Origin of the sequence: Pseudomonas sp. O230 (assembly GCF_045447035.1) — a bacterium.
GTDB lineage: Bacteria > Pseudomonadota > Gammaproteobacteria > Pseudomonadales > Pseudomonadaceae > Aquipseudomonas.
The window spans coordinates 338,915-361,725 of the sequence record NZ_JBJGXN010000002.1; the positions used below are offsets into that span (position 1 = coordinate 338,915).

22 protein-coding genes are annotated in these 22,811 nt (G+C 54.7%); 4 read left to right on the forward strand and 18 right to left on the reverse strand.

The window, feature by feature from the left end; translation table 11 throughout:
- Positions 1-50: 50 nt before the first annotated feature.
- The 3 genes from ACI77H_RS04870 to ACI77H_RS04880 form a co-directional block, all read right to left on the reverse strand.
- Entirely contained in the window at positions 51-1,070 is a 1,020-nt protein-coding gene (locus tag ACI77H_RS04870; protein WP_407010641.1) for a hypothetical protein, read from the reverse strand.
- A 367-nt stretch (positions 1,071-1,437) separates the two neighbouring features.
- Positions 1,438-2,178, reverse strand: a complete 741-nt coding sequence (locus ACI77H_RS04875; protein ID WP_407010642.1) for an ATP-dependent nuclease — start codon at positions 2,176-2,178, stop codon at positions 1,438-1,440.
- A gap of 216 nt (positions 2,179-2,394) precedes the next feature.
- Positions 2,395-2,733: a hypothetical protein gene (locus tag ACI77H_RS04880; RefSeq protein WP_407010644.1), complete on the reverse strand. Its 339-nt coding sequence runs from the start codon at positions 2,731-2,733 to the stop codon at positions 2,395-2,397.
- A gap of 187 nt (positions 2,734-2,920) precedes the next feature.
- On the opposite strand from ACI77H_RS04880, the gene ACI77H_RS04885 reads away from it, so the two are divergent.
- The gene (locus ACI77H_RS04885) at positions 2,921-4,090 is read left to right on the forward strand and encodes a lysozyme inhibitor LprI family protein (RefSeq protein ID WP_407010645.1); all 1,170 of its coding nucleotides are present in this window, start codon (positions 2,921-2,923) and stop codon (positions 4,088-4,090) included.
- Positions 4,091-4,288: 198 nt separating this feature from the next.
- A complete protein-coding gene (locus ACI77H_RS04890) occupies positions 4,289-4,831 on the forward strand; it encodes a DUF1523 family protein (protein WP_407010646.1) in 543 nt (180 codons plus the stop codon).
- 130 nt (positions 4,832-4,961) lie between these two features.
- On the opposite strand, the gene ACI77H_RS04895 is transcribed toward ACI77H_RS04890, so the two are convergent.
- The 6 genes from ACI77H_RS04895 to ACI77H_RS04920 all read right to left on the reverse strand — a co-directional run bounded on the left by ACI77H_RS04895 (position 4,962) and on the right by ACI77H_RS04920 (position 11,393).
- Positions 4,962-5,396: a hypothetical protein gene (locus tag ACI77H_RS04895; protein ID WP_407010648.1), complete on the reverse strand. Its 435-nt coding sequence runs from the start codon at positions 5,394-5,396 to the stop codon at positions 4,962-4,964.
- A 92-nt stretch (positions 5,397-5,488) separates the two neighbouring features.
- A complete protein-coding gene (locus ACI77H_RS04900; protein ID WP_407010649.1) occupies positions 5,489-5,965 on the reverse strand; it encodes a hypothetical protein in 477 nt (158 codons plus the stop codon).
- 83 nt (positions 5,966-6,048) lie between these two features.
- Positions 6,049-7,260 (reverse strand): hypothetical protein, encoded by a 1,212-nt coding sequence (locus tag ACI77H_RS04905; protein WP_407010650.1) that lies wholly within the window; start codon positions 7,258-7,260, stop codon positions 6,049-6,051.
- A gap of 11 nt (positions 7,261-7,271) precedes the next feature.
- The gene (locus ACI77H_RS04910) at positions 7,272-9,245 is read right to left on the reverse strand and encodes a hypothetical protein (protein ID WP_407010652.1); all 1,974 of its coding nucleotides are present in this window, start codon (positions 9,243-9,245) and stop codon (positions 7,272-7,274) included.
- An 8-nt stretch (positions 9,246-9,253) separates the two neighbouring features.
- Positions 9,254-10,111, reverse strand: a complete 858-nt coding sequence (locus ACI77H_RS04915) for an SH3 domain-containing protein (RefSeq protein WP_407010654.1) — start codon at positions 10,109-10,111, stop codon at positions 9,254-9,256.
- 22 nt (positions 10,112-10,133) lie between these two features.
- Positions 10,134-11,393, reverse strand: a complete 1,260-nt coding sequence (locus ACI77H_RS04920; protein WP_407010655.1) for a hypothetical protein — start codon at positions 11,391-11,393, stop codon at positions 10,134-10,136.
- Positions 11,394-11,738: 345 nt separating this feature from the next.
- On the opposite strand from ACI77H_RS04920, the gene ACI77H_RS04925 reads away from it, so the two are divergent.
- Together ACI77H_RS04925 and ACI77H_RS04930 are read left to right on the forward strand one after the other, a co-directional pair.
- Entirely contained in the window at positions 11,739-13,037 is a 1,299-nt protein-coding gene (locus tag ACI77H_RS04925; RefSeq protein WP_407010656.1) for a TerD family protein, read from the forward strand.
- A gap of 329 nt (positions 13,038-13,366) precedes the next feature.
- Entirely contained in the window at positions 13,367-14,617 is a 1,251-nt protein-coding gene (locus ACI77H_RS04930; RefSeq protein WP_407010662.1) for a VWA domain-containing protein, read from the forward strand.
- 57 nt (positions 14,618-14,674) lie between these two features.
- On the opposite strand, the gene ACI77H_RS04935 is transcribed toward ACI77H_RS04930, so the two are convergent.
- From ACI77H_RS04935 to ACI77H_RS04975, 9 genes are all read right to left on the reverse strand, one after another.
- The gene (locus tag ACI77H_RS04935; protein ID WP_407010664.1) at positions 14,675-15,868 is read right to left on the reverse strand and encodes a DUF4236 domain-containing protein; all 1,194 of its coding nucleotides are present in this window, start codon (positions 15,866-15,868) and stop codon (positions 14,675-14,677) included.
- A gap of 136 nt (positions 15,869-16,004) precedes the next feature.
- Complete coding sequence (locus ACI77H_RS04940) at positions 16,005-16,979, reverse strand: lysozyme inhibitor LprI family protein (protein WP_407010665.1); 975 nt, start codon at positions 16,977-16,979, stop codon at positions 16,005-16,007.
- An 83-nt stretch (positions 16,980-17,062) separates the two neighbouring features.
- Complete coding sequence (locus tag ACI77H_RS04945; protein WP_407010666.1) at positions 17,063-18,070, reverse strand: hypothetical protein; 1,008 nt, start codon at positions 18,068-18,070, stop codon at positions 17,063-17,065.
- Between the two features lie 164 nt (positions 18,071-18,234).
- Positions 18,235-18,813, reverse strand: a complete 579-nt coding sequence (locus tag ACI77H_RS04950) for a TerD family protein (protein ID WP_033896483.1) — start codon at positions 18,811-18,813, stop codon at positions 18,235-18,237.
- Positions 18,814-18,896: 83 nt separating this feature from the next.
- Positions 18,897-19,472, reverse strand: a complete 576-nt coding sequence (locus ACI77H_RS04955; RefSeq protein ID WP_046071045.1) for a TerD family protein — start codon at positions 19,470-19,472, stop codon at positions 18,897-18,899.
- 27 nt (positions 19,473-19,499) lie between these two features.
- Positions 19,500-20,501, reverse strand: coding sequence for a TerC/Alx family metal homeostasis membrane protein (locus ACI77H_RS04960; RefSeq protein WP_407011037.1), 1,002 nt, complete (start codon positions 20,499-20,501; stop codon positions 19,500-19,502).
- Positions 20,502-20,545: 44 nt separating this feature from the next.
- Positions 20,546-20,995 (reverse strand): tellurite resistance TerB family protein, encoded by a 450-nt coding sequence (locus tag ACI77H_RS04965; RefSeq protein WP_407010667.1) that lies wholly within the window; start codon positions 20,993-20,995, stop codon positions 20,546-20,548.
- Positions 20,996-21,040: 45 nt separating this feature from the next.
- Positions 21,041-22,222 (reverse strand): TerD family protein, encoded by a 1,182-nt coding sequence (locus ACI77H_RS04970; protein WP_407010668.1) that lies wholly within the window; start codon positions 22,220-22,222, stop codon positions 21,041-21,043.
- Positions 22,222-22,809 (reverse strand): TerD family protein, encoded by a 588-nt coding sequence (locus ACI77H_RS04975; RefSeq protein WP_407010669.1) that lies wholly within the window; start codon positions 22,807-22,809, stop codon positions 22,222-22,224. The genes ACI77H_RS04970 and ACI77H_RS04975 overlap by 1 nt, the downstream gene beginning before the upstream one ends.
- Positions 22,810-22,811: the final 2 nt, after the last annotated feature.

Consider the following 22,811-nt stretch of genomic DNA (forward strand, 5'->3'; position numbering starts at 1 on the left):
AACGATGGATATTGGTGACCGATCCGAGATGTCCAAAACTGAATAGGCATTCAAGCAGGTAGATGCCGAGCTGTCCCGATGATGGTGAGAGATTTCGCTCCTCGGGTCATCGCGACGTACAAATCCTTCGCATCAAGCGAGCCGGCATCAAGAATGACGGCGTGGTCATACTCAAGGCCCTTGACCAGCAATGTGGTTCCAATCTGCTTACGATGGCTGATCGGCCGCCCCGAATGCCTCATCTCGCGCTGGTAAAGAATACCGGCCTCCACGAGCGTCGTGGCTTGGCCATCAACATGAATCTTGAGCACGTTCAAGAAACGATAGAGTAAGTCACGGCGATAGGCTGATGTATCAGGGTTGCTCTTCAAGGTTTGGAAGAATGCCTTGAGATAGCTGCTCGACGGGTCAGACAAATAGTCATTCGCGGCTTGGAGCACCAGTGGGTACTTCGTTGTCTTGCGAAGGTTGGTAACCTCACCCCGCTTGGTGCCTGCCGTTAGCGTGCGAGTTACACCTGTGAAGCACTTCGTTGCGAACTTCAGGGCAAGGAGAAAGCCCGCCTGAGCGGTCTTTGCAGCCGCAAGCTTTTTGATGAACGAATGCAGATCCTTCCCTTCGATTTCCTCGATTGAGGAAAAGCGGCCCGCCAAGCGGTTGGCCAAACGGTGAGTTTTGTTCTTGGACTGTTGATCGCCGCCATGGAGTGCAATGACGCTCTCATCATGATTTAACAGGCCACAAAGCGCCGTGAACTGTTTAGCGGCGAGATAGTCAGGCTGGGTGTAGGCACGAATTACGCTCGGTGGAAGATGGGCTGACAGATCAATCTTTTGGCCTAGCTCGATCTTTCGCCTCGCATCTTTGAGCCATTCGCCCAGTTCCGGACTCTTCGCGTTGACCCACCGCCAGGGGATCTCCAGCTGTCCCAAGCAATCAAACTCGGGGTAGACGCTGGCTTCCCAATCAACAGGCTTGCCGTCGTCAAAATCGAATATGGCTTGCAGGGGGTCTCCCAAGAGTCGGCTTGGAAGAAATTCTGCCAGGTTGCAGACCAGATCATGCTGCAAGTCTGAGCAGTCCTGGTACTCGTCGACGTAGAGACCTATGTAGCTGGACGACACGGCCTCACGAATGAATCTCATCCCCAGCAAACGGGAGCAGCACTCGTACAACTTACTCCACTGCTTGCTAGTCGGGTTTTCAATTTTCCACCCCGATGCCTTCGGGTTCGCTAGACAGAGTCGAAGTGCCCAGCTAGCGATCGTATCGACCTGATACTGGGATGCTCGAACGCCCAAGCCCGCCATTTTGGTTTTGATCGAGTTCACGCCGGCAAAAGTGTGCGTCAGGATAAGCTGCCGGCCACTGGACGCTCGCACCGCCATTGCGATGAGATGAGTCTTTCCAAACCCCGCTGGCGCGATTACATAGCCCTTAGAGGTACTGACCGCCGACTTTCAAGTTGATGGACGCCAAGTCGAGATGGGCCTTATAGGCATCAAGCACAGGGACACCTAGGAGCTTCGCAATCTCTTGCGATTTCGTTGCTGCAGTGTCGAAATTTGTCAGGGTGACAGCCCGGTCGACATCGAGCGAACTCCTCGCGGTCCTCGATGCATTGGCCAATAGCTCACTCAAGCTCTGCGCCGCGGTAAGCTTGGCAAGAGCAGTTCCGTTTGCCCAGGAAAGCTCTCGTTCGCTAAATACTCCGATGAGACCCACGCCGACCTTGTTTCTGTCTGCCTGTTTGAACGGCACTCCGTCAGGATTGCGATCGCACACGATTGTCCACTTCGGCTCCAGGTCCTTTTCGACGGTAAGCCGGGCGGTCAACACGCTTTCAAAATGATCATCTGGCTCGTCATGAAGCTTCTGAGCTGCCGCGTCCCAGCCCCGTAGGTGAAGCCCGTACTTATTGAGTGCACAGAAGTCCGCTGCCAAATGCCCGATCGTGATCTCAATTATGATGGGATCAGCGATTTTGCACTGGTAAAAATCTGAGTCGCTGAGGGCCAGATTCCACTGGGGGTGGAATGTGTAACGGATGGCTTCCAGGATTGTGGATTTTGAGGAGTCGCCCTTGCCTATGAGGCAAAAAATGTCGGCTGTTGGCACGTTCCAATCAAGCGCTTTCACCCCGCGAAAATTCTTGATCACGATCTTTCTAATTTTCACCGACCGGTATCCTCTGAACGTCATCTATGAGTAAGGCGAAATCCGTTTGTGGCGCCTCACCTGGCTCTCAAGGAGCGCAGCGGGAGTGGCCATTCGCCTTACCCATCATAGATACATCCAGCGAGCCGGGGAACTGGCCGTACGAATCCGTCGGAGTTCGCGCTATTACTCAGGCTTAGGGGATACCTACTGGAGAGGAATCACATCGAATGCTGATCACCCTCGACTCTGTAGGCGAACAGCAGTCATCTTGGCCTTTTGCTGCTCCCTGACCACAGCCTGCTGATCTATTCGCGTCTGGATTTGGGTATAGAGCTGAGCCCGCTCGTTGTCTCGGTCCGCCACCGTAACCACCAGCGAGTACTGTTCCTTTTCTGCGGCCGAGGGATTCCAGTCACGATCCTGCCTGACTACGACCACAAACCACTTCTCGCCAGGTTTTCCTTGTTTGAACGTCCAGCGAGAAGACTGAACCGTACCGTGGTTTCTCATCTGGGCGGGAATGTCGCGATTTGTGTCCCTGGCCTCTTTGAGTACCTCCGTCGTCTTTTTCATCTCCTGGCTAAAGTGTTTCTGTACTCCTCCAGCGAGGTGCCTGTAACCAAGCGGTAATAAATCTGGGTAGCCAGATAGGTGAGTGATGTACGGCGCCGCCACACGAGCATGCAGGTTCTCCTCACGTATTCACATGCCCGGCCGATAACCACTATGCCCTGCTGGGCACTGGATAACGGAATTAGGGATGAACCGGATGATGTTTCGCAACGCTCTCGCATTTACGCTGGCATTAGTGGCCTGTAACTCAATAGCAGCAAGCTTTGATTGTTCCAAGGCCGCAAATTTTGCGGAATCCAGCATCTGTAAGGACGGCTATCTGAATGGCGTCGACAGCATTCTGGCGCGCTCCTATCAAAAAGCCCTCGCTGAAACGGAACACCCGGATGAGCTACGGCAATCACAACGCGAATGGCTATCGGTGCGAGACCAGTGCACCACCCAGAAGTGTCTCGATCAAACCTTGGGAGCTCGTGTCACCTTTCTGGATAATTACTCACGCGTTGAAAAAAGTAAGTCAGACGCTGCAGAAGAGAAGCTGCGAAAGGATGAGTTTGAAGCTCAGCGCCAGGCGGAGGAACTTGCCAGATCACAAAGAGATGAGCAGTACCGGATAGCTCAGGGACAATCCCGTCAACAAAGACAGCAATCTGATCAGCAACACCAGGTAGCTCAAACACAATCTCAAAGTGTACAAACGGCGCCCTCCTCTCAAAGTCCAGCTTATAAGCTCTCGGCACAGCAAGTGCGCCCTGCACAGCCTGTAGCTGAGGAATCAGCAGTGCTACGCATGTGGCAGGCCTTCTGGGCCGGCCCGGCATGGAAATACACGCTCTTGATCGGTTCTTTGATCACCTGTCTCGCGATCTGGAAACACCACACAGAGGCTGCAACGATCTACACCGACTACACCGATGCTGCGATCACGAATGCGCTACCCGCGATCGGAGCAGTTGCGGCTCTGATCCTTCGCTGGCTTGAAATGCCTGGCTTATTCTCAGGGATAGCGTTGGGTACCGGGATTATCTTGGCCATTGCATACGCTGTATTCGCAACCTTCCGGACAAACCAGGGAGCTCTGAGTATCACCCTAGTCATTGTTGCCAAGCTCACTCTCATCACAGTGTTCTACGCGGTGATTGGAATGCTAATCGCGTCGCTGTTTTCGAACAGTGCCAGACGGAAGGGTGAATCCAAAGCGCGTGCTGCTGCAAGAAACCGTCGAGAGAAGAAGCAAACGATGGCACTGATCACAGGCTTGTCAGTGGCGTACACCGCATTTACTGCCTGGGTGTGCCGGCGACCTGAGTTCACCTCACTTTCCGAATGCCTGGAATTTGATACTGCACCTGCATAAACCAGGGCGATCGGAACGCAATCGCGTACTTTAGCAAACAAGTAGCCCGGGAAATTTCCTGGGCTTTTTTTTGCCCTCGTTACTATCATTGCAGCACCTACACATTTGCTAACCAAGTTTAGTAGCACCCCAGCGGTCAAAGGTGAATACCCAAGATCGAATTGGGGCAGAATTCGACGATCAAAATGGAGCACATAAATGAAGTGGATTAAAGGGGTGATTATCGGCGCAATCTTGCTCGTAATCACTGGTGCGGGACTGGGTCTGTTTTATGTTTTGCCTCAGTACGACGTGGTGGCCATCACCGGCGTTGAGGTAAAACGTGTGGACGATGACGGCGTCATCAATGCTGAAAACCCCGCTGACGGCCCTACCCGGGACGTGTATTTCATTAACACTGAACACCCAACATCGAAGGTGGTAAAGGTTTACCGAAACGACGACACCGGCTGGAGTTTTCCGTGGTACTTCAAGTTTGACTCGGCCGACGTTCAGGCAAAGGCCCAGGGTTACTCACGAGATGCCCAGCAGCTGGCTCTCATTCGTTACTACGGCTGGCGCATTCAAATCTTGTCCGTGTTCCCTAACATCACAGACATCGAAGCCACGAACAGTCGCGAAGAGCCGTTTCCTTGGTTCAACACGATCTTCCTCAGCGTTGGCACGCTGCTGATTTTGTTTGTGGTATTTTTCTTGCGCCGGCGACTCAAGCGCAAGGCCAGGGGTGAAGTGCTGGGTTGAACGGTTAATCACTCGCCTGTTCAGCTTGGAAGATTTGTTAGCCGCAGAATGTAAAAATGCCAGTCAGTTACCTGACTGGCATTTTTTTGTAGGTGCGATTCCTTGTTCCGGCCAGGCTAACGCAAGCCAGTCAGCGCTTTACCATTTCACACTGACGTCGTAGGTCATCGTTTTTGATGCTCCCGCAACTGCCATTGCCAGTCTTGGCGTAGCACAGGTATCGCTGATCGTCGTCACGGATACTCGCGCAACTCCCGTTGCCTGTTTCGACGTAGCAGGCGTTACGCAAGTCGTCATTGTTGATGCTTGCACAGCTTCCGTTGCCCTCTTTCACGTAGCAGTATTTGCGCTTGTCATCATCACGGATACTCGCACAACTGCCATTGCCGGCCTCCACATAGCAGGTAGCGCGCAGGTCGTCATCCTTAATGCTCGCGCAACTCCCATTCCCTTCTTTGACGTAACAGTAGGCACGTTGATCGTCGTTGTTGATGCTGCCGCAACCGGCGTGAGCGAAGCCGCTGAGCACTAGCAGCACTAGCAGCACTATCAAAATCAGCCTCATCCACCCTCCATGAATTGCCAAACGCTGCCTGGAACTGTTCGTAAGAGTCGCCTCGATAACCGTGGTTATAGCGCGAGACGGCAAATGACGGATCAGCCGCGAGCTTCTTTCTGAAGGTCGTCCAACTCGTCAACGATGTCTTCATCACGATCCTCGAACGCCTTGGCCATATCACGCTGAAGATCCACCTGGACTTCCATGGATTTTTTGGCCAACTTCATGCCGTCCTTAGAGCCCATGATAATTTTCATCGCCTGATCAGGATGCTTGTTGGCCTCGATCATCAGTTCGAGCTCGTCGGCATCAAAGTGATCTGCGTAGACCTGGACCAGGGTGTCTTTCAGTAGGTCCTGGGAAATGTTGTCCTCGATCACGGCCTTGATTTTTTCTGGCGCGACTTCGCGATATTTGGATGCATAACCCGTCGTGGCGACTTGCACTACCATCTTGTACTGGCCGTCCAGGCCCATCAACTCGACCAGTTCTTCAGCTTTGTCCTGGCTTGAACCGCAACCGGCCAGCAGCACCGAACAGATCGCCGTGATTGCCCATTTGGAAACGTAAATCATGAAATGCCTCCCTTTGTCTTGAGATATTTTTGGTGACCGTGGAGTACGGCGGTCCGCACTCCAGGTTCTAGGGATTGAGACGATCAGTTCGTCTCAAGCGTGAAGCTTTTGCTCACGAACAGGCCGGCGAATAACGACTTGTCTTCCTTGAAGGTGTAGGACTCTTCAAACTTGCCATCGGTGGCCAGCTTTTGAGCGATCGCGCACTCCGAATCGCTGTGACCCTTGCCCTTGGCTCCAAAGTCACTCTGATAACCTGATAGGCCTGTTTCATTGCAGAAGCCAATGAACTCCTCACGCTTGGTAGCGGCCTTGAATTCGTCGAACGACTCCTTTAACTGATCGAAGCCTTTGTAGGTCAGCGAGTAGCTGGCCAGCTTGGTCTTGCGAGCAAAGTCACCTGCGGCTTCGGCAATTACGGCTTGGCCCATGGACGCGCTGTAAGCCCCCATGATGAAACCACTTAACGCGCTCTTGAATTGCGCCTGAACATCGTCAAGCTCTGGGATGGACGCAAATTTAGCCTCGCGCACAATCCGGCCAACTTCACTGCCGTCATTACGATGCACCACTACAAACTCGATCGAGCCTTCGCCGTCGCTGGAACGCGTGAGCTTGAAGTCCAAGTCAACTTTGGTGCCGAACTCGCCTGTAGCGCCGGTGATAAATGCACCAGTGAACGGCAGGCGTTGGACGATATTGCTACCCCACGAGTAGGGCGACTTGACCACGCCGCCGTACTGATCCACCTCCGCGCGCGGCTGGATCTCATCCGCTACTTCCGAGGGCAGGACAACATCTGTGCCTTTGTGCGACAGGTAAGGAGTACTCATGTCCATGCCCAACAATTGGACATGGATCTCGCCTTTCTTGTTATCACCGTCGCGACTAACCTTGAGGGCATCGGCCTTCAAGTAAACGCCACCGGCACGACCGCCTCCAGTACTGGACGAAAGCAGATACCGTGACCATTCGACCAGGGCAGATTCTTTCGCACCGGAGTCCATTCCACCGAGCAGCCCCATAATCCCTTTCAGGAATTTATCTGCGCCGTTGGTCTCTGCTGCAACCAGGCGGATTTCTGGTGCTTCAACGGTGACGTTTCCCGACCAGAAGGAATAGGAAATATCTCCCTCGCTCAGGACGTTCTCGAGGAAGTACTGCTCCTTCATCTCATCGTACTGACGCAGCGCTTGCTTCTTGCCGGAGCTCGATAACGCCAAACCACCTGCAAGAATCGCAATACCGGCGACCGCAGCAGCGATGAGGATGTGCTTCTTGTTCATCGTTTTCATAGTCGGTTGCCTTACTGAATTTGAGCGGATGCTTGCTGCCAATCAATCACGTGCTGCTGAGAGACTTCAGGCGTCCAGTTGAAGTCGATCCCGGCGCTAGGAAATTCCTTGGCCAGTACGGCACCAAATGACACTCTGTCAGCACAGTGGTCTTGCTTGCAGGCCTCAGCCGCGCCAGCGGTGTACACGCGATACGTAGGTACGGCGCGGCCGTCCTCTAACGGCAGGAACGGTGTCATGTTTGCCGCCGGCAACACGTACCACTGACTTTCCAGATCCGCATCAGCCTGTACCCGTCCCTTACGTGGAAAGTCGACCTCGTAAAAGTCGCCGCTCTTTCCGGTGACGTGAATCATCATCGGCACAGCGGACTTTGAAGAGCCCGGGTCCTGCATTGCGATCGGCGATGGGAAGGTGACTTTGATACCTGCCATCTGCGCCAGCGCTTCAGCCTCCCGACCTTCGAATTCCTTCATCCCAGATTTGAGTTGTTCGTAACGCTCCAAGACGCGAGTGTGCAGCTCGGCCATTTGCTGCTGTAGGCGACGTACTTCTCTCAGACGGATCTCCTCACGACGCTGGGCATAGTTGGTGCCCTGGCGAGGATCGAAGTAAAACTCACCACGGTTTTCGCCCATGCGGCTGCGGACAATGTTGTCCTTGGTTTCGGAGGCGTAACCCTCCGGATACAGCGCTTCAAAGTTTTTGGCGAAGAAGAGGTTCGAAAGGCCGACCGTCGATGGTGACGTTGCCTTCACCAGTTGATAGACCTCCACCACGGCACGCTTCAACTCCACTGGATCAAGAGCAAATGCTTCATCCGGGGTGATGACTACGTAATAGGGGTCGTTCGAAAACGGTGGAAGGACACGGTAGTTTGGACGTTCAAAGGCCAAATACACCTGCATTTTGCGCGCTGGCAGTTCACCCACCTGAAAGAGTGCTTGGTCAGCTCTGCTACTCAGGAAAGAAAGCGCCTTGCCTCTCACCGCCGGGACAAGCGCCTGGTTGAACATCAGGCCGCTTGGATGCACGGTTGTTTTTGACCAGGTGTCACCGCGATAGGTGTTCGGTACCGCCCAACGCAATTTGTCAAAGGACCCTTCGGCATAGCCTGATGCAGCGCAAGGCATGGCGGGTGTCGATGCAAAAGACAGACTTGGATCGGACTCATCAGTTACCGATTTGCTGATAACCCATTTGCAACCGCTACCGTCGGTAATCCCCATAAGGTTCTGGTTGGCCAGCACCAATGAGCGGCCGAAGTCACCGGTAGGAACGGCGGCAACAGCTGCCGGCGCTTCAGCTGGAGCGGGAGGCTTAGGATCGGCGGCTGGAGCTGCCTCGGTAGGTATTGCTGCTAGGGCAGCAACAGGAGCTACAGTGGCAGCCGTCACAGGTACTTGAGCCACCGGCACCGGTTGCACTGGCGTGGGTGCTGCCTCTGAAGCCGGTTGTGGTGTCACAGGTGCCGTTACAGGCGCTGGGGCCGATGCAACAGCCACCGGCGCTGCGACAGCAGGCTCAGTAGGCGCAGCGGCGGCTGGTGTAACAGGCGCAGCCGCGACTACCGCAGGTGCCGCAGAGGGAGCTGCCACGGTGGCTGCTGAAACTGCGGGCGCCGCAGCGGCCGGAGCGGCAGGCGGTGAAGTCAGCGTGGCCAGGCCCAGATTGGTCGCATTGCCCGCACCAGTGGCGTAAACCACCCCCTTTGCGTCGACTGCTTTCCAGGTGACCTTCGCCGTCGGGCATTCCTGGCCGAGAATATACGGCAGCTTCGATAGAAGCGTGTTCAGCGGCTTCTGGTCATCCCACGTTGGGCGCTGCATGGTGATGGCAACTTCTGGTTTGCACCAGGTGGTCGCCTCACCATCAACGTTCACCTGGATCTGTTCTGTTTTTGAGTAGGCGAGCTGATGAGCCCAGGCTTGCGGCGCGATGCCGCAAGCACCCACTACGACGAGAGCGAGTGCGCGGTTTTTCATGGAATTCCTTAGATGAGTTCCCAGGTGCCGTTGGCTTGTTTGCAGAAGGTGTTCTTCTCCTGCTCAGTGTTTCCATCGGCCGCTTTGAGGCTCACAGTCACCGGCCGGCAAGACGTTTCAGCAGCGACCTGCTGAGTTGGCAACGTCGGGATCGAATCCAGATCGAAGGCCTTGGTTTCCTTGTCGGCCGCGACGTTCATCTCGTCCAAGTTGGCCGCGGGCTTCACACTCTTCGCAACGGCTACAGATTTTGGCTCAACCAAATCTTTGTGGACGTAGCCGACAGTGACACCCTTGCGGCCGACAAGAATCCAGTCGCCTGTCGAGCCAACAGCAGTGAACTCGGTCCCGGGTTTCAAACCACCCACTTTGTCTCCCCCTTTCTCAGGCGCGGCGCGGACGTTCGAGCTGCTTTTGGTGACGTACTGCTCGTTGATGAGCTTCATCGAAGGGACGGCAACGATCTGCGGAGCACGTTTCACTTCAACCGTTTTGGTTTGGGTGAACTCTTGGCCCTGGACGATCTCCGCCGAAGCGCCGGAATGCGCCGATGTCCAGGACACTGGCAGACTGGACCCGCTCGGCGAGGCGTTCAAAGCATCTTGCGTGCGCTGTGCCAGGGCCTGCTGATCCTGCTCATCGAGTTTTGCACCGATTTTGTTACCGATGTAACCGCCCAGAGCACCGCCGACCAGGGTTGCCACGATCCGTCCGCTGCCTTTGCCGATGAACTGCCCGATGACAGCGCCAGCGACGACCCCCACTGCGGTACCGGCCTGTTGCTTGTTGATCCCCAGCTCAGCGCAGCCAGAGGTTGATGCTGCGATGGCAAATGCCAGTACTGAAACGAGAAACTTTTTACGCACGGTGACTCTCCCTTTGTGTAGGTCACTCTGCTTTCAGCAGAGGCCTTGTGATGTTGTAAAGCATTGCTTCTGAGGACATGGCCCAATGGAAAACGGTGGCAAGCACAACCGGCTGTTTGCCCAAGCTCCTGAACGCATCTCTATAACCGGGGCTATCGACAATCGCGTTGCCAACAACGAGAGGCAGCATAACGATCGAAATCACGGCGACCGGTCGAACGAAGCGAATTCGCCCGGGGAGGTTTCGAAGCGCCTCAATACCCGAGATGATCAAGACCACAAGACTGATGCCGCCGAAGAACAATCCGCTTAGCAGGGAGAAGGGGATAAACCACATATTCTTGAGGACGCTCAAACCCTCAGCGCCGTGGATGTCGGTGTGAGCGACGTCATAGGCCATGTTGTCGGCAATGCCAGGCAGATAAGCCTGGTACTGCTCGCGCGTAGCCAGGAGGTTCATGCCCTTCACATAGAGAGGACCAAGCTTGGTCTTCGCCATGTGGCGAACCTCGGTAGTGTTGGCCAGCGCATCTCGTGTCCGCACACCGGGATTGATTGACCGGGCATACTCGTCAATGGTCGGGTGGTACCCCAGATCTGCCCCTGCATTCGGCCATTGGATCGGTCGCCACTCACTTCCCGGAATGCCTCCCGCACGAAAACCTTCGAGCTGTGCATACGCCCTGCTGATGTCACTGATAGAGGCCACGACAGTTTCTTGGAGGCGCTCGTATAACGCGTCTCCATTACGGGCGGTGTAGCCACGGAAAACCGCTGCTGAAAAGCCTTGGAAGTTCTTGTCGATGCGCTCGACGTAGGAGCCCTGAACGCTCATCAGAACCCCGAGATTGGCAATGAAGGCTTTGCCCTCTCCCTCGTCCTTGTAGGCCTTGTAGGGGATCTGCGGAATCGTCAGGGAGTCGTAGAGCAACCCCTTTTTGGTGACGTATGCGTAGAGGCTGCTAACCCGTAGCGAGCCGGGGAACTGCTCGGCGATCCAATCCGGTGCCGCGCCCTGAAACCACCACGTCAATGGTGTGACGACGAGGGTCGATGCGGCGAGCCAAACCCACAGCACCCTCCCCTTGCCTTGATAACGTCGATAGCAGATTCGCCATACCAACAAGCACATGCTCGTAGCCGCTAGGATCTGGCTATACGTCTCAAGGACTTCGAGTTTTCGGAGGGGGATATCAGCGCCAGCGAAGTTGAGCAGCTCGGCGTTGAACAGCAGACTGCAGATCAAATAAAGGGCGTTCAAAACCACAAGTGCGATTAGCATCCAACGGGTCCTTGTCAGAAATTAAACGCCAGGCCCTGGATGATGAGGGGGAGCGAAAATAGATGTAGCATATTGCCATCTAGCAGGAGACGGCACCACTCAAAATGCTCCGTCGAATTCCGATACAGAACGCCGGGCAGATGTTTTCGTTACCTACGATCAGAACTTAACGAGACTCAGAGGACTTTCAATGCCGGGCACACCATTCCCTCCCGCACGTTCCCATTCTTGGTCTCGGCGGCCGCCGTCAGACAAGCCGTTAAACTGCAACGATGCGGTCAGTCCCTAAAGAGGGGATCTTTCCCCTTGGCCGGCCTTCGCGCTCAAACAACGAAAGCGCAGCGCATGAACAATGCATTGCGAAACCCATGGAATAGGCGGCAAGAATTGAATCAGTCACTCAAACCCGGCGAGAACACAACCATCTCTTCCACCCAAGGGCGGGTGGAAGTTACCCATGCGGCAGGTAACAACCTGGACGTAAACCTTACTGCGTTTTTGGTCACCGACACTGGCAAGGTGGTGGATGACAGCGGCATGGTTTTCTTCAATGCACCCGAGCACTCTTCAGGCGCGGCGACATTCGCGCCCCCGATCGCTCGTAGCGACACGGTCAGTCACAGCATCAGCTTCGACTCGTCTCGACTCCCGACAAACATCACGAAGATCGCAATCACTTTGACGCAAGACGGCAGCGCCGGCGGCTTCGAAGCAGTCAAAGACCTTCGCGCTATCGTCATTGCCGGGGACCAAACCCTGGAACTGGCACCTGAGCCCTTCTCACAAGAGACGGGCATCATCGTGCTTGAGTTGTACGTCCGGAACGGCCAACTCAAGGCGCGCTCTGTTTGGCAAGGTTTCGCCTCAGGTCTTGCCGGACTCTGCGGGTTTTATGGCATCGAAGTTGAAGACAATGAATCCTCCGCGCCGGCGGCGACACCTGCTCCGCCTCCAAAGCCCGTCAACATCGCCAAAACCGTGGTTAAACTGGACAAGCCTGGCAGCAGCCACAAGGTGTCCCTCGAAAAAGGGCCGTCCGCTCCAAAGGTAATTCTGGTCAGCGCAACGTGGGTTGATAACGGCTACGGATCTGACAACGACGACCTCGATCTTCGAATCGGCATCCTTCGTCCTGATGGACGAATGTCCATCATCCAGGCACCTGACAAGCGTGGGGCCTTTAACGTCGATCCCTTCGTTTTCCATACCGGTGACGTAGTCAGCGCCAGTGCCTCCGCTCCTGGTATTGAAACCGTCGAAATTAACCCAGCAATCTCGCAGCTCATGGGCGGTAAGGTAGTGCTGGTCTGCAGCGTTTATTCAGCCGTAGATAACGGTGCGGTTTCGGTGGCATCACTGAAACCTAAGATGCGGATGGAATACGGCGACCAGGTCGTCGAGTGCGCATTCGAATTCAAGGCAGGCGGTTTCTTCAGTTCAATGATTTACACCTATGTTATCGGCCAAATCGAAATCCATGATGACCATATCCTTTTGAGCCCATCCGGAGTTACCTCCAAAACTGGCAGTGAAGCCACCCCCTGGCTGACTCGGAAGGGTGACAAAATTGAGCTGACGATGGACGGCCCACAGGTGTTCAAAGGGCACCCAATCGAAAGGAGCGGCAAAAAGCAGTACGTCTAGGCTTCAGAGCTTACAGGCGCTTTGAGCAGATTGATGCTTGCCCAGTCCTCCCGCGACGGCACATGGCCGGCGCGGGATTTCTATTTTGGTTGTATGGCAGCATCATCGGCCTCAACAACCCATATTGAATCGCCCGGCGCCCTCGAGCGAATGATCAGTTTTTCCCGTAGGAACTTCCCGCTGTGACCTCACTGGCCGCATAAGACTTGCAGGAACATCGAGCGCCGTTAGGTTTAAGCCGACGGATGAACCAGCCACCCGTGCGAAACAGGCTGTATCACCATGGCCATTTCATCATCAGGCGTTCTAATCGACACAAGGAACCATGCATGCAGATCACCCAAGGCCAGCGCATGCCGCTGGCAAATATTCTTCCCGGTCTCTCTCTCACTCTCTCGGTCAACATCGAAAACCCCAGCGTAATCGACTTCGTCTGTTTCGCTGTGGACGACCAAGGCAAGCTTTCTGACGATCGCTATATGGTTTTCTTCAATCAGCCGGTCACGCCTTGCCGCAGTGTGAAGCTTGCCCCGGGTGGCCAGTTTGAGATTAATCTTGCCACCCTGCCCGCCTCTATCGATCGCTTAGTCTTCACAGCCTCCATCGACGGTGCCGGGGCCATGAGTGACATCCGGAATGGCAACTTCAAAGTAATCAGCCCCACTGGTGAGACAGGAGCGACCTGCGCGTTCTCAGGGCTCACATTCACAACCGAGAAAGCGGTAATGATCGTTGAGCTTTACCGTAAGAATGGGAAGTGGCGGTTGGCCTCAAACCTTCAGGGGTTTGCCGAGGGCTTGGACGCTCTCGTGAGGCATTTTGGCGGCGAAGTTACTGAAGAGGCTGCACCGGCCCCGGCCCCATCTCCCTCCACAATCTCTCTGGAGAAGCTTGTAGCTGCTGTCGCGCCGGAACTGGTCAGTCTGGCCAAGAAGGCACAGGTCAGCCTCGAGAAAGCCTGCCTGGTTGGAATGAAAGCTCGCGTTTTGCTCGTGCTCGACGTCACCGACTCGATGAGAAATCAATACAAAACCGGCCGGGTGCAGGAAGTACTCAATCGACTTGTGCCAATCGCCGTCGCCCTAGATACAGACGCCGAACTTGAGTGCTGGACATTTGCCGAACGGCCATTGCGACTCTCACCTGTGACACTGAACAACTACCAGAACTTTGTCGAATCCGACAACAGCGGCTGGACAAAGTGGGACGTCGGTCGGCGCTACAATGATGAGCCGAAGGCGATCCAAAAAGTGATCGAGTCCTGCCAAGCTTCCAAAGACAAAACCCCTATGTTTGTGGTTTTCATCAGCGACGGTGGCGTGTCTGAAAACCGCAAGATCACGCAACTAATGGTAGATGCAGCGAAGCTGGGAATCTTCTGGCAATACGTTGGTTTAGCAGGCCGGAATTACGGCATTCTGGAAAAACTGGACACCTTGCCCGGGAGAGTCGTGGACAACTGCGGATTCTTTGCCCTGGATGACCTGCACGACATGACGGAAGAACAGTTGTACGACCGGCTGATGCAGGAATTCCCGATGTGGATCTTGGAAGCAAAGCGCGAAGGAATCATACGCTAATCCTCTCCTGCTCTCCCCTGCCCCACACCGCGGCGGCTCTAGCCGCCGCGGTTGTCTTCAGTTCAAGACTGACATTTCCATCGGCGTCACCTCAACAAAACGCGCAGAGCGGTCCAGCTTTACCACTGCGCCACACGCGTTCAGGGTCGCTGCAGGATCGATCGCATCCAGACGATTAAAATCAATCGCATCCCACTGATTTCTGCCTACCAAGACCGAGATCACGTAGTGATCATCCACCGCACCGGTAGCGGGGTTGTTACGCTGAATGTAGCCCGACACCAGGATCTTCTGGATTGCCGGCAGTAGAGCGAACACCTCTCCTACAACTCGAAACAGAGATCCATAGCACAAAGCAACAAAATCCCTACGCACTTGGGCATCAGAGCGATTCTTAAAGGTCAGCTTGCCATTGCCTCTGGCTTCAGCGCTGCGCTGCGGGATATCGCCCTCATCAGGTAAATCAACATCGAGCGCGACGCCGGTAACGTCTTGCGAGAACTCATAGGCCACTTGTGTTTCTTTTGGCCAGGCAATGCCGCTCAACACATAGTCCAGAGCACGTTCCATTTGAGCACTGAAGCCCTTTGCCGCCAGCCGGAATGCTTTCTCGATTTCGGTGCGTTCAAATTCATGGGAGTCCCGCGTTGCCTGCCAGTTCGCGAGGTCTTGTCGATACTGCTCTTCCGTCGACTCGGCCTCACGCTCAATCTTCGCGCTGCGCAGTAGCATTCGATCCATTAAGCCTGGCGTTTGCTGAGTAGGCCTCGTGGGTTCTTCAATGGCGAAAGGAGCTGGGATTACCGGCATGGCCCCCGGCCGAGGCGTCAGTAGGTGCACACCTAGGCATGATTCGAGATCCTGATTGACCTTATCAGCTGCTTTCGTCAGCAAGTCCTGAATGGAATCGGCCATCTCGGATTTGACGCGTTTGATGACAGCAGCCGGCAACTCGATATCATCCATATCCGTAATCAACAACGTGCCATCGTCGTTTACTTTCACCTTTACCTGGCCAGAGTATTCGCTTCCGGCAGGGCCTGGTTGAGAGCTACTCGATCTGCTGGGCCGGTCGATCCTTTCACGATATGAAAGACCAGTACCGGGTAAGCCCGCATTGAGATAGGTGCCATTGCGGCCCATCGTCATACTCAGACCACGAGGCCCAATCGAAGTACTTACCCCTTTTCCACTGATGTTAAGGCGTACGCCAGGCACAATCGTGATTCGCTTGCTGAAACGAAATCCCATGACTACTCCTTGATCCTTCTTCCTGGATTCTTTGTTGTTTGAAATGCCGGCTTCGGTCGGGCCCCTTAGTCTGGCCCGACGTCCATTTACATCGGTGGTCGCGCATGTGGCAATAGCGCGACCTCCGATATGTCACTTATGCCCGTCCGGCTATGTAATCGTCGATCGAACTGAATTGCCGATTCCGGCACATCCAGCCTGAGAGGAATACGAATACGGTCGTGGCAAGAACTGCCCAGCCGCGCCGCCGCCGGGCCTCACTTTTGGTTCGCGCACAGCCGCACAGCAGGAGGGCCATCATCAGGACGTAGAAGGTCAGCAGAATGACCTTTGCGAAGAGGGATAAAAGGAAAAACCAGATGCTGTTGCTTCTGTACGTTTGGATAAGCACCTGCAATGACATAAGGCCACCAAGGACACAGGCAGCAATGATGGAGTAGTTGCGTGGTACCTCGAGCCAGGCGCTCGCGACGAAATACGCACCAATCCCCAAGATCGGAGTCAAGGTTGTCCAAAGCGCGTCGGTGTAGTCCTGATAGATCGTAATGATCCCCCGACGGTGCAGGTAAATGCAGACCAGCAGCAACATTGCCATCACGAACAGGCCAATCTTCAAGTTCAGGATCGCTTGATGATCATCCGTGGCATTTCGCGGGGCTGCCGGCTTCACCACGGCGGGGACCATTGGAGAAGTAGCGGCCTTTGAAATCACATTCGTTTCAGATTGATCAACCCGGGTAGCGACAACGGAGGTTGGCGCTTTAGATGGCTGATCCACCTTGGTGCGTAATAGAACACTGAGCCGATCAGTCATCGAAGCGGTTAAGCAACTGGCGGTCTTGCAGTTGTCGCGCAGACGCAACCAGTCTCGTTGATCTTGACGGACCTGGGCCTTGTTCGGCGCTGCGTCTAAAGCGCGGACATATTCGGAGTTCATCTGCTCATCCAGACGACTGAGTGCAGAATCTGTGCAAATCGATTTCTCAGCAAAGCTTGCAGCTTTGGTGCAATCAAAGCTGGTGGCATTGGAGTGGGCTGATACCAGGGTGAGCAACATGACGAAAAGGCCAGAGCCGATGTTGAATCGCGACATATTCGATTTTTCCTTCATTTTGTTTGCTCCAGCGTTTCGCCAGAGCCCTGCCTAACCGCGCTCGTATGCACACGGCTAGGTGCCTGAAGCCTGGCTCTTACTTACGACGTTGGGGCTTGAAGAAATGTCGTGCCGTCCCACTTGTAGTTTTCGGTGCTCTGAACACTCGGGCAGCAATCCGCATCATCCGGACCGACGGAGAGAACCGTCAGTCTGACGGTTTGGGGATCAACTACCTGAATGTCCTGGACACCATTGCCGACTACAGCTTTTCCACGGAAGTTCCAACCTGCCGAGTTGCCAATGAACGCGGCAAGGGTTTGGAAGTAGCCATTACCGCCACCTTGACCTTCGATCGTGTAAAGCACCACGGCATCCTTGATGCCGTCGTTATTCAGGTCAGCAAAAATAACCTGACGGCCCTCCTTGTATTCATCCCCGCCATCCTGGGCGATTTCACTCGCGATCATCCGATCTGCAGATGCAGCAAGGTCGGATGGCACTAATGCCTTTGCCTGAACAGTCGGTTCGACGGCCTGAACTGCTGGTTCCGCCGGCCGGGCAGTCGGGGTGACCTGAGCCTGAGTCGGTGCTTGAGGTACCTTGCCTAACAAGATTGCCTCAGTCTCAGTCATTGGTTCATTAGGCTTAGCAGATGCTTTGCTCGCTTGAACACCGGCGCTGATCTTTTGAAGCACTGCAGCACGCACTTCTTGCATGTCTGAAATGTCAAAAAGTTGGTTGCGGGTATTGCCGAACGGTTGACCTTCACCTAGGAACCATCGCGCAAAAAAACCTGGACGCTTGTTTTCCTGTTGATCGACCAAGTGGTCAATTAGCTCATTGGCAGTTTTTGAGAAACGATCAAATCCATCTTTGCCGACGACTTGCACGATCGAGTCCTTCTCCCGCTCGATGTTGCTTCGTGCGAGCTCGAGCATGACAATGTTCGTGTCGACCAGTTTGCTTTCGCACTCGTTCGTATAATTTCCCAGGCATGCCTGCCTGTATTCTTGAACTGCATTGTTTGCCTGGAAGTCGTTGTAGGCTCCGCAGCCTGACATAGACACCAAAACACCTGCAGCTACAACCCCACGAAACATGCCCATCCAAATATCCTTTTAAACCCGAGAACCGGTGGACTGCCGTGGCGATCGCCAGCAGTCGCTCCTAGTGATGAAGTAGTCGAAACCGCCTCCAGGACCAACTCCGTGGTCTTTCTGTAGGCAAGAAAAAGCCCCCGTTTCGCGGGGGCTTTCTCAACCCTTGCGGGTTAGCCGATGTTCACGCCCATCGATTTAGCCAGAGGCGCCAGGCCACCAGCAAAACCTTGGCCGATCGCCTTGAACTTGAACTCGTCGCCATTGCGGTACAGCTCGCCGAAGATCATGGCGGTTTCGGTCGAAGCGTCTTCGCTCAGGTCGTAGCGCGCCAGTTCTTTGCCGTCAGCCTTGTTCACTACACGGATGTAAGCATTGGCAACCTGGCCGAAGCTCTGCTTGCGTGCTTCAGCGTCGTGAATGGTCACAGCGAATACCAGTTTCTTCACAGCGGCAGCCAGACCGGTCAACTTGACGTTGGCTTGCTCGTCATCACCAGCGCCTTCGCCGGACTGGTTGTCGCCCAGGTGTTCAACCGAACCGTCTGCCGATTTTTTGTTGTTATAGAAGATAAAGCTGGCGTCGTCGAGGACTTGGCCGCTTTCACCCAGGATGAAGATCGACGCGTCGAGGTCGAATTTCGAACCGTCGGTAACTCGTGCGTCCCAACCCAGACCTACAGTGACTTCGGTCAGGCCTGGGGCCTCTTTAGACAAACTTACGTTCCCGCCTTTCTGCAGAGATACGGCCATTTTCGATTCCTTTAAGTGAGGCAAACAAGGCCTTGAAATCAAGGCCAAGCAAACAAAAGATAATTAAATTAACGACTTAGGCGTTAAAAATTCATGCCATAGTTATTGGCCAGAGCTTTCAGGCCGCCGGCATAACCCTGGCCAACAGCGCGGAATTTCCACTCGCCGCCGTTGCGGTACAACTCAGCAAACACCATCGCAGTTTCAGTCGACGCGTCTTCTGCCAGGTCGTAACGAACGACTTCCGCATTGGTCGTATCGTTAACGATGCGAATGAAGGAGCCGCCGACCTGACCGAAGCTTTGCTTGCGTACTTCTGCATCGTGGATGGTAACGATGAAGACCACTTTGTCCACGTCGGCCGGGATGCGGCTCAGGTCTACCTTGATTACTTCGTCGTCGCCGTCGCCCGCACCAGTGCGGTTGTCGCCAGTGTGCTCAACCGAACCGTCAACGCTTTTCAGCTGGTTGTAGAAAATGAAGTCGGCTTCGCCTCGTACTTTGCCATTTGCGCCCAGCAGTAGCGCACTGGCGTCCAGGTCGAACTCAGCACCATCAGTAGCACGCGGGTCCCAGCCCAGGCCTACCAAGATTTTGGTCAGGCTCGGGTCGGTTTTGGTCAACGAAAGATTGCCACCTTTCTGTAGGGTCAACGCCATGGGTATTACTCCTTGTGGTATGGGCTATTACTCAGCGGTTTCAGGTTGAGCTTCTTCCTTGCCTGGGAAGACAAGGCTTGCAACCACACCAATCGCCAGTACAACCATAACGATCAGCAGGCTGGTGTTTGCATCGATTGTGTAGCCATGGTGGAACATGTGGTCGGTTGCGTTCAGGCCGAGTTTAATGGCGATGAAGAACAGCAGCGCGACTACAGATTTTTCCAGGTGGACCAGGTAGCGTTTCAGCGCTTCGAGCACGAAGTACATGGTACGCAGACCCAGGATCGCAAACAGCATGGCTGAGTAGACGATCAGAGGTTCACGGCTAACCGCGATTACCGCCGGCACAGAGTCGAATGCGAACAGGACGTCAGACACTTCTGCCACAACAAGGCAAAGGAATAGCGGGGTCGCAAAAATTGTTCCTTTTGCTGCCAGGGTCATGCCTTTGTTTTCAGGCTTCTGCAACTCAACCTGAAGCTGTTTACGGCTGACGAAGAAGTTATGGCCATAGAGTTTCGGCCACACAGGGAACAGCTTCTGTGCGAAGCGGTAAGCCATGTGCTTGGAGTAGTCCTCTTCCTCTTCATCATCACCGCCGGCGCGCAGCATCATAACTGCGGTCCAAGCCACGATCACTGCGAAGACGATTTCGACCCACGGACCGAAAGCCAACAGTCCGGTACCAATGGCAACGAAGATGCCGCGGAACACGATGGCGCCGATAATGCCCCAATACAGGACTCGGTGACGCATGCCATCCGGCACTTTGAACCAGGCGAAAATCGCCATGAACACGAACAGGTTGTCGACGCTCAGAACCTTTTCCAATGCGTAGCCAGTTACAAACAGGCTGGCGACTTCCGGGCCGTGCTGTACGTATAGGAAGCCGGCGAACGCTAACGAGATAGCGATCCAGAAGATCGACCAAATCGAAGCCTTAGCCAGGGAAATTGGCTTGTCACCGCGGTGAGTGACCATGTCGAGGAGAAGCGCGCCGAGCGCGATCCCGACGAATACCGCCATGGTCAGCGGAGGGAAACCGATGTGAGTGTCCAAAGTACCGCTCCTTAAAGTTCAAAGTCAGCTGGGTTAAGGCCCAGCTCAAGGCAGACCAAGCGGCACGCCGCTTTTTCTTTGTCATCGAAGTCGCCGTCAGACGCACCAATGGCGCAGCCGACGCGAACCAAGAGCCGGGCAGCGCCAGCATCGTTCTTGATCTTGCCGATAACCTTCAGTGCTTCGGCCTGGCCAAGCTGAAAGTCGAACTCGAACTTTTCGCAGTGTGCGTTGAACGCCTTGATCACATCGCCCATGTCGAACACTTTCAACTCAGGCGAGTTTTGAATGAAGCCGGTCATCTTCTGTTTTTCTTCAGAAGAGATACCACCTGACGCCGCCGAGATGAGCGCGCAATTCGCAGTCATCGCATCAAGAAATTTCTGGTTCTTGAACTTTGAAACTTCAGTAGTCAGTGCTTCACGCGCTGCAACTGCGTTTTGTTTAAGCCATGCAAACATGCTGTGTTCCCCCAAGGGCGGGGTCGACAGACCCCGCCAGAATTTCTATTTGGAGCCTGCGCGCCAGTTCATGCCCCAGCCGTAAGCTTTGTCCATTACTGCGTGACCTCGATGGAAGTCCACACGCCGAGAGACCTTAACGGCGCCGTTCACATTTTCAAGCATCGCAATGGCACACATTGGTTCACGGCCGCCTTCTTCATTGAGACGCACCTCAATTTCAGGTTGGCCTGGGATGAAAATGGTCACAACACCATCGGTTTCTCTCCAGTTCGGAGCACCCTCGTAGATGAAAGCGAAGACCAAGATCCGGCGGATTTCACTCCACTTGGTCCCGTTGATGTGCATCCACTCACCACCAGCGACAGAGCCAGTACGGTCGTCACCCATCAACTGAATGAAAGGCTCACGTGTAAGACTACCGAACGATTTTCCGAGGGCTTGAACAACTCCCTTCTCGCCGTCCTGCAGTTCGTACAGGCAACCAACGTCCAGGTCGACGGATTGGCTTCGCTTGAAGAAGCCGCCCGAGCTGCCTTTGTTCCAGTTCAAGTTCACCTTGATTTCGCCGAAACCGGCTGCTGTCTTTTCAAGACTGATAGACGATCGTGTTTTATCGAGGGTGACCTTGCTCAGACTGATCGTAGATTTAGGTGCAGCGGCCGGAGCAGGCGGCGGCGTTTGTACCACTGGAGCGGGGGCAGGTGCTGGGGCCGGCGTTGGTGCGGCGACCTCTACACCAAAGTGCTTGGCCAACGGCTCAAGGCCGCCATTGAAGCCCTGGGCCACACAGCGGAATTTCCAGTCACCATTTCGGCGATAAAATTCGCCGAGGATGAGTGCTGTTTCCTTCATGCCGCCAGTAGGGATTTGAGCTTCAATGCCACCCGTCACCACAACCGAAAGTTGTGACACGCGCTCAAAGCTCGCCTTGTTCTCGTAGATAGTGGCAGTAAGGGCCACTTTCTCAACTGCAGACTCAAGACGACTCGTATCGAGGGTGAACACTGCCCGCCCGGCCGAGGACTCGGTCAGCTGAACAGCGCCACCCAGAATTTGAGGCTGGCCATAGAAACACATGTCGCCATCGCCTCGGACTTTGGCCGAGGCGCCCAGTGCGAAGGCCGAGACGTCAATGTCGGCCCCCGGGATTGGCGAGTAATTGATATCAACGCGAAGCTGGCCGCTGGCAACCGGCGCATTACCACCAGGTACGAGATTCGCCATTAGCGCAGCGCCTGAACGGCCAGAGTGATCAGGTCGTCGGCAGTTCGGCCATTCGTGGTGGTACCGATTGCCTTGAATTCCCAATCGCCATTTTCGCGAGCCAGGCTTGCCATGACGATGCCGGTGTGCCCACCTTTTTCGGAAAGGTTGAAGCGTGCCAGCTCGGTGTTGTTGCTGCCATTCACAATACGGCAGTAGGCCTTTTCGACTTTCTCAAAAGACTGTCCCGTGAATGAGTTTACCGTAAAAATCAAATACTTGACGGAGGCAGGCAGGCGCTGCAGATCGACGTTAATGGTCTCGTCATCACCTTCGCCATCGCCGGTACGATTGTCACCGGAATGTTTGATCGAACCGTCCTGGGACTTCAGTTGGCGAAACCACACCAGGTCGATTTTTTGGTAATCGCTGTTCAGCAAAATGCAGGAAGCGTCGAGGTCGATCTCGGCACCGCCACCAAACATCTTGCCGAGGAAACCGCCCGCCTTGACTGGGTCCCAACCCAAACCAAGGCTGATGCTGGTCAGCGAACTGCCGGCCGTTTTAGCCAGGGAGATGGATTGCTGTTTTTGCAGGGTAAGTGCCATGG